The sequence below is a fragment of the Sutterella sp. genome, assembly GCF_052272535.1.
In the GTDB taxonomy this organism is placed as follows: Bacteria; Pseudomonadota; Gammaproteobacteria; order Burkholderiales; family Burkholderiaceae_F; genus Sutterella.
Genome location: NZ_DAVZJY010000080.1, coordinates 1 through 9,264, shown reverse-complemented (window position 1 = coordinate 9,264; position 9,264 = coordinate 1). Strand labels below are relative to the sequence as shown.

The window sequence follows — 9,264 nt, the reverse complement described above, 5'->3', positions numbered from 1 at the left end:
GCCGCCCGTCGGGACTCGCGTCCCTGAGGCCGGCGGCCCATCAACAACAACAAAGAAGAAGCCTGCGCGCAGGGACGGCGTGCCAAAGCCCTCCCGCTCGAGCGGGGCGTCGCTCCGGACGGACCTCCCGCCCGTGCGGTCGCTCCCCGCGGCGCATTCCTCTCGGAGTTCAAAGTTGGACAACAAGTCTTTTGCACGCATCGCCGTCTGGGTCCTCGTCGCGGTTGTGCTCTTCACGGTCTTCCGCCAGTTTGAGACGACCGCCACGCAGTCGCTCGACACGACGAGCTACACGCAGTTCATGGACGACGCCAAGGCGGGTAAGATCCGCCGCGTCGACGTCCAGGGACGGCGCCTCATCGTCACGCCTCAGACGGGGGCCGAATACACGATCACGAGTCCGGGCGACCTCTGGATGGTGGACGACCTGAGGAAGTCGGGCGTCCAGGTCTACGGCAAGGCCGAGGAGGAGCCCTCGTTCCTCGCGACGGTCTTCGTCTCCTGGTTCCCGATGCTTCTCCTGATCGGCGTCTGGATCTTCTTCATGCGCCGCATGCAGGGGGGCGCGGGCGGTGGCGGCGCCTTCAGCTTCGGCAAGTCCAAGGCACGCATGCTCACCGAGCAGGACAACAAGGTCCGCTTCAAGGACGTCGCGGGCTGCGACGAGGCGAAGGTGGACGTGCAGGAGATCGTCGACTTCCTGCGCGACCCCTCCAAGTACCAGCGTTTGGGCGGCCGCATTCCGCGCGGCGTCCTCCTCGTGGGCGCTCCGGGCACGGGCAAGACGCTCCTCGCCAAGGCGATCGCCGGCGAGGCGGGCGTGCCCTTCTTCACGATCTCGGGCTCGGACTTCGTCGAAATGTTCGTCGGCGTGGGCGCCGCGCGCGTACGCGACATGTTCGAGACCGCCAAGAAGAACGCCCCCTGCATCATCTTCATTGATGAAATCGATGCGGTCGGCCGCCAGCGCGGCGCGGGCCTCGGTGGCGGCAACGACGAGCGCGAGCAGACGCTCAACCAGATGCTCGTCGAGATGGACGGCTTCGACACGGGCGCGAACGTGATCGTGATCGCCGCGACGAACCGTCCCGACGTGCTCGACCCGGCGCTGCTGCGTCCGGGGCGCTTCGACCGTCAGGTGGTCGTGCCGATGCCCGACATCCGCGGGCGCGAGCAGATCCTCGGCGTGCACCTCAAGAAGATCCCCGCGGGTCCGGACGTGGACGTTCCGGTGCTCGCGCGCGGCACGCCGGGCTTCTCGGGTGCGGACCTCGCGAACCTCGTCAACGAGGCGGCGCTCTTCGCCGCGCGCCGCAACGGCCGCGTCGTGACGATGCAGGACTTTGAGAACGCCAAGGACAAGATCATGATGGGCGCGGAGCGCCGCGGCATGGTGATGACCGAGGACGAGAAGCGCAACACCGCCTATCACGAGTCGGGGCACGCCGTCGTCGCGCGCCTCCTGCCCGAGAGCGATCCGGTCCACAAGGTGACGATCGTGCCGCGCGGGCGCGCGCTCGGCCTCACGATGCAGCTCCCCGAGATGGACCGCTACGCCTACAACCGACAGTACCTCCTCACGCGCATCGCGATCCTCTTCGGCGGGCGCATCGCCGAGGAGATCTTCATGCACCAGATGACGACGGGCGCGTCGAACGACTTCGAGCGCGCCACGCAGCTCGCACGCGACATGGTGACGCGCTACGGCATGAGTGAGCGCATGGGGCCGATGGTCTACGCCGAAAACGAGGGCGAGGTGTTCCTCGGCCGCTCGGTGACGAAGACCACGCACGTCTCGGAGCGCACGATGCAGGAGGTGGACGCCGAAATCCGCCGCATCATCGACGAGCAGTACGCCGTCGCACGCAGGATCATCGAGGAGAACCGCGACAAGATGGAGGCCATGGCCCACGCGCTTCTCGAGTGGGAGACGATCGACAAGGACCAGATCGACGACATCATGGCCGGCCGCTCGCCGCGTCCGCCCAAGAACGCCGATCCGGCCGAAGGCGAGAACCTGAAGCCGCGCGCCAAGGCCGCGCCCGCCGCACAGCCCGCACCTGAGGCCGAGGCTGCGCAGGAGGCGCCGAAGGACGCCCCGAAGGACGCCGGCGACGCACCCGAAGCCGCGCCGAAGGACGCGTCGGAAGAGAAGCGCGAATAACCTTCAGCTCGGGAGGCCGCGGCGGCCTCCCTTCCCCCGGGCCGCAGCTCGGGCGGATCCCTCGCTCATGAGGGCATCCGCCGGCGCGGCCCGGATTGTTTCTGCCCATCTCGCGGAGAAGACGAATGCCTGCGACCTTCTGGCGGTGCGGCCGCACCCGGATTGACTTCACCCAGGGCCCCGTCATCATGGGGATCCTCAACGTGACGCCCGACTCCTTTTCGGACGGGGGCGAGCACGACGACCTCGCCTCGGCGCTCAACTGGGCGCGCCGGATGCGCGACGAGGGCGCGCAGATCATCGACGTCGGGGGTGAATCGACGCGCCCGGGCGCCGGCGAGGTGCCGCTCGACGAGGAGCGCCGCCGGGTGATCCCGGTCGTGAAGGCCCTCGCCGCGGAGGGGTTCTTCGTTTCGGTGGACACCTCGCGCCCCGAGATCATGACGGAGGCGGCCGCAGCGGGTGCCCGAATCCTCAACGACGTGCGCGCCTTTGAGCTCCCCGGCGCCCTCGAGGCGGCCGCGGCGACCGACTGCGGCCTCGTCGTCATGCACTGGGCGCACGAGCCCGTTCAGGGCGACGTCGTCGCCGAGGTGCAGCGCTACCTCGAGGAGCGCCAGGCGGCGCTCGAAGCCGCGGGCGTCGCGCCCGAGCGGATCTGCTGGGATCCGGGCTTCGGCTTCGGCAAGGGCCCCGTGCAGAACTTCGAGCTCCTCGCCGCGACGGCGCGCTTCGCCGCATCGGGGCAGCCCTTCATGACGGCCGTTTCGCGAAAGCGCAGCCTCGGGGCCGTCACGGGGCGCGAGGCCCCGCAGGAGCGCGCCGCGGCGAGCGCCGCCGCCGCGCTCCTCTGCGTCGAGCGCGGCGCGCAGATCGTGCGCGTGCACGACGTGCGCGAGACGGCGGACGCCTTTGCGGTTCTGCGGGCGCTGCGCGAAGCGCAGCGCCGGATCGAACTACGCGCGCTGCGGCTCGACTAGCGGCTGCGCCTGCTCTAGGCTTGACTGAACAGGGTTCGGGGCGGCGGCACCACCCGTGCGCAACCGGACCACACCCGAAGGAGAAGAAGATGGAACGACGTTATTTCGGCACGGACGGCGTGCGCGGCAAGGTGGGCGTGAGCCCCATCACGCCCGACTTCGTGATGAAGCTCGGTCAGGCGGCCGGACGGGTGCTGAGGCGCCACGCCGCCGACGGCCGCGCGGCGGTGCTGATCGGCAAGGACACGCGCGTCTCGGGCTACATGCTCGAGGCGGCCCTCCAGGCGGGGTTCTCCTCGGCGGGCGTGGACGTCGTGCTCTGCGGGCCGATTCCGACGCCGGCGGTGGCGTACCTCACGCGGGCGCTGCGCCTCTCGGCGGGCGTCGTCATCTCGGCGAGTCACAACCCCTACGACGACAACGGCATCAAGTTCTTCTCCGGGGCCGGGCAGAAGCTCCCCGACGCCTGGGAGCTCGAGATCGAGGCGGAGATCGACCGCGGGTTCGACTGCGTTGCCTCGTCCGAACTCGGCAAGGCGAAGCGCCTCGACGACGCCTCGGGGCGCTACATTGAATTCTGCAAGTCCACGATCGACGACGACGTGGATCTCAAGGGCATGCGCATCCTCGTGGACTGCGCCAACGGGGCGGCGTACCACGTCGCACCCGACGTCTTCCATGAGCTCGGCGCCGACGTGGTCGCCGTGGGCGCCTCGCCCGACGGCTTCAACATCAACCGCGGCGTGGGAGCGACCCACACCGAGCACCTCGCGGAGCTCTGCCGCGAGCACGGCTGCGGGATCGCGGTGAGCCTTGACGGCGACGCCGACCGCCTGATCATGGCCGACCCCGAGGGGCGGATCTACGACGGCGACCAGCTCCTCTACGTGATCGTGCGCGACCGCATGCGCCGCGGCGCGGTCGAGGGCGTTGTGGGCACGCTGATGACGAACTACGGGCTGGAGAAGCGCCTCGCCGAACTGGGCGTCCCCTTCGCGCGCGCCAGGGTGGGCGACCGCTACGTCCTCGAGCAGCTCCTCGCGCGCGGGTGGCGCTTCGGCGGTGAAACCTCCGGCCACATCCTCGCGCTCGACCGGCAGACGACGGGCGACGGCATCGTGAGCGCGCTGCAGGTCCTCTCGGCCGTGCGCCGTACCGGGAAGACGCTCGCCGAGCTCACGGCCGACCTCGTGCTCATGCCGCAGGTGCTCGTCAACCAGCCCCTCGCGAAGGGCAGCGACTGGAAGAGCGACCGCAACTTCATGGCCGCGGTCGCGCGCGCCGAGGCCGCCGTCGCCGGACGCGGGCGCGTCCTCATCCGTCCTTCGGGCACGGAGCCGCTACTGCGCGTGATGGTCGAGGCCGACGATCCGGAGCTTGCGCGCCGGCTCGCCCGCGAGACGGCCGACGCGCTCGGAAAGTAGCGTTTGCGCAAATCCGATGCGTTCTCAAAGGGCGGGGGAAGACGGATGCATGTTAAAGTTATCCGCTTATTCCCTGCCTGACCGACGCGGAATAAGCAATCATTTTTGACGAACAAAAAGGCAGAAAACAAAATGACAGAGAACCAACAGTCCCAACCGTCCGAGCAGCCCGCCGCTGCCAAGGGTCCCTTCATTCATCAGCTGCAGCTCTTCCTCGTCGGAGGCCAGCAGTTTACGATCAATGAAATCTCGGACAGCAACGCGATGCCGCAGAACGTGGTCGCCTTCATCAACGCCTGGCGTCAGAAGCGCGACGTCTGGCACTCGCCCAACAACGATCCGAAGTTCGGCGTGCGCGTGAAGGACGTCTCACTCTACGAGTACCGCGTCGGCCGTCCCGCCGAAGTGAAGCCCGCCGACGAGTCCGTCGAGCCGGCCAAGGCCAAGAAGGCCGCCAAGGCGGAGTAAGTTCCATGCGGGGCGGACGCGACAGTCGTGAGTGCGCCCTCGACGGGAACCGTAGCCGGTGCGCCTCCATCTCGCTTCGGGCGTGATGGAGACACCGGCTTCTTCATCTCTAGGAGAAGCAGAACATGAAGCAGATCGTCGCCGTGATCAAGCCCTTCAAGCTTGACGACGTCCGCGAAGCGCTCGGCGAGGCCGGCGTGCACGGGCTGACGGTAACGGAAGTGAAGGGCTTCGGCCGTCAGAAGGGCCACACGGAGCTCTACCGAGGAGCAGAGTACATCGTGGACTTCCTCCCCAAGCTCAAGGTCGAGACCGTGGTCTCCGACGACATCGCCGACCAGGCGGTGGAGGCGATCCGGCGTACGGCGCACACGGGCAAGATCGGCGACGGCAAGATCTTCGTCTTCGACGTGGAGCAGGTGATCCGCATCCGCACCGGCGAGACGGGCGAAGCGGCGGTCTGATCGAGCCCGCGCCCTGAGGCGTGCCGCGCGGCCGGGGGACGCCTCCTCCCGACCGAGTGGCGCGCGCCTATTTCTCCGGCTTTTTGGAAGGGTCCGCCGACGGCAGGTTGGCGGACTTTTCTTTTGCGCGCGCCTGCACGCGCAGCGCCTCGTCGTTCGCCGAGAACGAGGCCGGGCCGGGAGTGCGGCGCACGCGCGGAGCGCGCACGGCGGGCTTCGTCGCCTTCTGCGTCTTCTCCGCCTTGACGCCGCGCCGCCTGAGGATCCGCGCGATCGAGACCGGGCCGTTGCCCGGAAAGATGCGGCGGGCGAGTTCGGTGCGGTAGCGGATCTCCCAGTTCACCTTGAGGGTGAACATGCGCAGCAGCACGATCGTGAAGGCGGTGACGTAGAGGACCGACGCGGGCCGCACGCCGTCGCAGAGCAGGATGATTGAGAGCCAGCAGCCGATGAAGCCCGCGAGCCCGTAGGGCTTCTTGTCTGAGAGCGCCGCCGGGAGGCGGTTGAGGAGCACGTCGCGCATCACGCCGCCGAGAATGCCCGTCGCCGTACCCACGAGGGCGCACGAGAGCGGGGGCATTCCCTTCTCCCAGGCGAGGAGCGTGCCGGAGGCGCAGAAGACGCCGAGCCCCACCGCGTCCGCCCAGAGGAAGACTTCGTGGGCGGTCGAGCGCGAGAAGCGCCGGACGATGCGCGGCGCGAAGATCGTGAAGATGATGATCACCCAGGTGAAGGCGTCGTGCGAGGCCCAGTAGAAGGGCCGGAGATCCAGGAGCAGGTCCCGGATCGTGAGGCCGCCGAAGGCACTCGTGAAGGCGAGGATGAACACGCCCACGGGGTCCACGCCGCGGCCCTGCGCGGCGAGGATGCCCGCAAGTGCGAAGCCGAGGATGCCGATCGTGTCGAGCCATTCGGTGGACTGCGCGAGCGCGGCGAAGACGGGGTCGCCAAACATCATGGGGGTTCCTCCTCCGGTAGGGGCGGCGCTCAGGGCTGGAAGCGCCGCTTCTGGTCGAGCAGCACAATCACCGCGCCCGAGTCGCCGTCGTGCGGGGGCGCCTGCACGAAGGCCATCACCTCGGACTTCTGCTTGAGCCAGCGGCGCACCATCTCCTTGAGGACGCTGTGGCCGCCCTCGGAGTTGTAGCCCTTGCCGTGGACGATGCGCAGGCACCGGTGGCCGTGGATTCGCGCGTCGCGGATGAACTTCGCCACCGCCTCGCGCGCCTCGTCCACGAAGAGCCCGTGCAGGTCGATGTGCGCCTGCACGGTCCATTCGCCGCGGTAGAGCCGGCGCGGAATTTCAGGGGGCACGTCGGGGCGGCGGAACATCAGGCCGTCCTCGCTCTCGAGGAAGACCACCGGATCGCATTCGTCCGAGAGGGAGGCGGCGAGCACCTCGGCCTTTTCGGCCTCCTGCTGGCGCGCCACCGGCGCGGGCTTCGGGAAGGCCTTCTGCACGCGGCCGCGGGTGCGGTCCGTGGGCGCGACGCCCAACTCCTTCATCGCCGCGCGGAACTGGTCGCCCGCGGCGTTGAGGCGCCGCGATTCGGCCGCCCGGCGCTTCTTCTCCTCGGCGGCCGCCTCGGCCTGCGCCTTGAGGTCGCGCGAGAGCTTCTTGAGCTCGGAGAGATCGTGATACTGAGCCATTTCTTTTGAACTGCCTCTCAAAAGGGAAAAAACGGAGCGCCTCGTCAGCGGCCGCTCCGGGCCTCCTCAGCTTCGAGGAAGCGCTGCGCGTCGAGCGCGGCCATGCAGCCCGCGGCGGCCGACGTGACCGCCTGGCGGTAGACCTGGTCCTGCACGTCGCCCGCGGCGAAGACGCCGGGGACGTTCGTCGCGCTCGCCGCGGCCGAACCCGTCCCGGCGGTGACGACGTAGCCGTTCTTGAGCGTGAGCTGCCCCTCGAAGAGCGCGGTGTTCGGGTGGTGGCCGATCGCGATGAAGACGCCCTCGAGCGCAACCTCGGAGCGGCGACCCTCGGCGTCGGCGAGCGCGAGCCCCGTCACGCCCTTTTGATCGCCGAGGATCTCCGCCACGGTGCGGTTGAGCGCGAGCTCGATGCGGCCCGCGACCACCTGCGCGTGGAGCTGGTCGACGAGGATCGGCTCGGCGCGGAAGGTGTCGCGCCGGTGCACGAGCGTCACCTTCGAGGCGATGTTGGCGAGGTAGAGCGCCTCCTCGACGGCGGCGTTGCCGCCGCCCACGACGGCGACCGGACGGCCCTTGTAGAAGAACCCGTCGCAGGTCGCGCAGGCCGAGACGCCACGGCCCTTGTAGGCCTCCTCGCTCGGAAGACCAAGGTACTTGGCCGAGGCGCCCGTGGCGACGATGAGGGCGTCGCACGTCCAGACGTCTCCGAGATCAGTCGTAAGCGTGAAGGGGCGCTTGGAGAGGTCGACCTTCTTCACGAGGTCGTAGACCACCTCGGTGCCGAAGCGCTCGGCGTGCTTCTGCATGCGCTCCATGAGTTCGGGCCCCTGGACGCCGTCGACGGCACCCGGCCAGTTGTCCACTTCCGAGGTGGTCATGAGCTGGCCGCCCGCCTCCATGCCGGTGATGACGACGGGGCGGAGGTTCGCGCGGGCGGCGTAGACGGCGGCCGTCCAGCCGGCGGGGCCGGAGCCGAGGATGACGACGCGGGCGTGCTTGGTGTTCTGCATTGCTTTTCTCTCAATGAGTGCCCGGCCGCGCCGGCGCGCGCCCGAAGACTTCGGGCGGCCTCGCGGCGGCGGGCGGAATTCGTTGCCGGAAGTCTCATTATGGGACTTCACGGGGAGCGCAGGCGGCGTCTCATTAGAATCAACGGATCGGATTTTCACAAACGACGACCCAACGCAATGGCGAAGAAGAACACCCGCAGCAAGGCTCCGAAGGAGAAGACGCCCGGCGCCGATGAAGCCGACGCCCCGAGTCCGGCCGAACTTCAGGCCGCACAGGAGGCCGAGGAGGCGCGCGCGGAGCGCCGCCGCCGGCGCACCGAGGCGAGAAGCGTGATGCGCGCGCGCGTGGCGGACGCCTTCATCGGCCTCGCGCGCTTTTTCTGGGAGCGGAGCTGGATCTTTTCCGTGCCGCTCGCCCTCGTGCTCGCCGCATCGTTCGCGACCTATTCGCCCGCGGACCCGGCCTTCTCGGTCGCGACCGCCCGACCCGCCTCGAACGTCTGCGGCGTCTGGGGCGCCTGGACGGCGGACATGCTGCTCGGCGCCTTCGGCGCTTCGGCCTGGTGGCTCGTGCTCGGGCTCGTGATGGTCGCCTTCTTCGCCTTCCGCTCGCGCGTGCGCGCCGCCCATGGGGAGACGAACCCCGAGCGGATCAATCCGCCGAAGTTCACGGCGTTCTTCGGCCTCTGCGCCCTGATGGTGGGCTCCACCTCGCTCGAGGCACTGCGGCTCTTCGTCTTCGGCGCGGACCTGCCATACGGTCCGGGCGGCGTGCTCGGAGGCACGCTCGCCTTCGCCGTCGTGCACTACGTGGGCTCGGGCGTCGCGCTCGTCGTCTTTCTCCTTCTCGTCGCGATCGGGCTCTCGCTCCTCATGGACTTCTCCTGGACGGACGTCGCCGAAACGACGGGCCGCTTCATCGACGAGAAGATTCTCTCGCGTCTTCTGCGCTCCAGAGCGGCCGCTCCCGAACCCGCGCCCGCGCCGGAACCGGAGCCCGCGCGTCCGTCCGTGGTGCCCGTCTTCACTTCGGCCACGCTCGCGCAGGAGCGTCCCGAGGAGGCGCCCGCCGCCCCCGAGGCGCCCGTGCGGACGGCTGCC

General features: G+C 69.1%; 9 protein-coding genes. 6 read left to right on the top strand and 3 right to left on the bottom strand.

Annotated elements, in window-relative coordinates; genetic code table 11:
• Positions 1-175: 175 nt before the first annotated feature.
• The 5 genes from ftsH to ACT6Y9_RS05595 all read left to right on the top strand — a co-directional run bounded on the left by ftsH (position 176) and on the right by ACT6Y9_RS05595 (position 5,500).
• On the top strand, positions 176-2,164 hold the full coding sequence (gene ftsH / locus ACT6Y9_RS05615; protein WP_295476760.1) for an ATP-dependent zinc metalloprotease FtsH: 1,989 nt from the start codon (positions 176-178) through the stop codon (positions 2,162-2,164).
• 125 nt (positions 2,165-2,289) lie between these two features.
• Positions 2,290-3,144 (top strand): dihydropteroate synthase, encoded by an 855-nt coding sequence (gene folP / locus ACT6Y9_RS05610; RefSeq protein ID WP_295476758.1) that lies wholly within the window; start codon positions 2,290-2,292, stop codon positions 3,142-3,144.
• A gap of 89 nt (positions 3,145-3,233) precedes the next feature.
• Positions 3,234-4,568, top strand: a complete 1,335-nt coding sequence (gene glmM / locus ACT6Y9_RS05605; RefSeq protein WP_295476756.1) for a phosphoglucosamine mutase — start codon at positions 3,234-3,236, stop codon at positions 4,566-4,568.
• Between the two features lie 132 nt (positions 4,569-4,700).
• Positions 4,701-5,036: a hypothetical protein gene (locus ACT6Y9_RS05600; RefSeq protein ID WP_295476754.1), complete on the top strand. Its 336-nt coding sequence runs from the start codon at positions 4,701-4,703 to the stop codon at positions 5,034-5,036.
• A 125-nt stretch (positions 5,037-5,161) separates the two neighbouring features.
• Entirely contained in the window at positions 5,162-5,500 is a 339-nt protein-coding gene (locus tag ACT6Y9_RS05595) for a P-II family nitrogen regulator (RefSeq protein ID WP_295476752.1), read from the top strand.
• Positions 5,501-5,567: 67 nt separating this feature from the next.
• On the opposite strand, the gene ACT6Y9_RS05590 is transcribed toward ACT6Y9_RS05595, so the two are convergent.
• From ACT6Y9_RS05590 to trxB, 3 genes are read right to left on the bottom strand one after another with little or no spacing between them, the layout of a single operon-like run.
• On the bottom strand, positions 5,568-6,458 hold the full coding sequence (locus tag ACT6Y9_RS05590) for a trimeric intracellular cation channel family protein (protein ID WP_443743804.1): 891 nt from the start codon (positions 6,456-6,458) through the stop codon (positions 5,568-5,570).
• Between the two features lie 29 nt (positions 6,459-6,487).
• Complete coding sequence (locus ACT6Y9_RS05585) at positions 6,488-7,150, bottom strand: Smr/MutS family protein (protein WP_295476748.1); 663 nt, start codon at positions 7,148-7,150, stop codon at positions 6,488-6,490.
• Positions 7,151-7,194: 44 nt separating this feature from the next.
• Entirely contained in the window at positions 7,195-8,163 is a 969-nt protein-coding gene (gene trxB / locus ACT6Y9_RS05580; RefSeq protein ID WP_443743803.1) for a thioredoxin-disulfide reductase, read from the bottom strand.
• Positions 8,164-8,340: 177 nt separating this feature from the next.
• On the opposite strand from trxB, the gene ACT6Y9_RS05575 reads away from it, so the two are divergent.
• Positions 8,341-9,264, top strand: a 924-nt coding sequence (locus tag ACT6Y9_RS05575) for a DNA translocase FtsK 4TM domain-containing protein (RefSeq protein ID WP_443743802.1), incomplete at its 3' end; no start/stop codon positions are given.

Coding starts and splice junctions, on each gene's coding strand:
- ACT6Y9_RS05585 (WP_295476748.1), bottom strand. CDS start 7,150: ATGGCTCAGTATCACGATCTCTCCGAGCTCAAGAAGCTCTCGCGCGAC.
- glmM (WP_295476756.1), top strand. CDS start 3,234: ATGGAACGACGTTATTTCGGCACGGACGGCGTGCGCGGCAAGGTGGGC.
- ACT6Y9_RS05595 (WP_295476752.1), top strand. CDS start 5,162: ATGAAGCAGATCGTCGCCGTGATCAAGCCCTTCAAGCTTGACGACGTC.
- ACT6Y9_RS05590 (WP_443743804.1), bottom strand. CDS start 6,458: ATGATGTTTGGCGACCCCGTCTTCGCCGCGCTCGCGCAGTCCACCGAA.
- folP (WP_295476758.1), top strand. CDS start 2,290: ATGCCTGCGACCTTCTGGCGGTGCGGCCGCACCCGGATTGACTTCACC.
- trxB (WP_443743803.1), bottom strand. CDS start 8,163: ATGCAGAACACCAAGCACGCCCGCGTCGTCATCCTCGGCTCCGGCCCC.
- ACT6Y9_RS05600 (WP_295476754.1), top strand. CDS start 4,701: ATGACAGAGAACCAACAGTCCCAACCGTCCGAGCAGCCCGCCGCTGCC.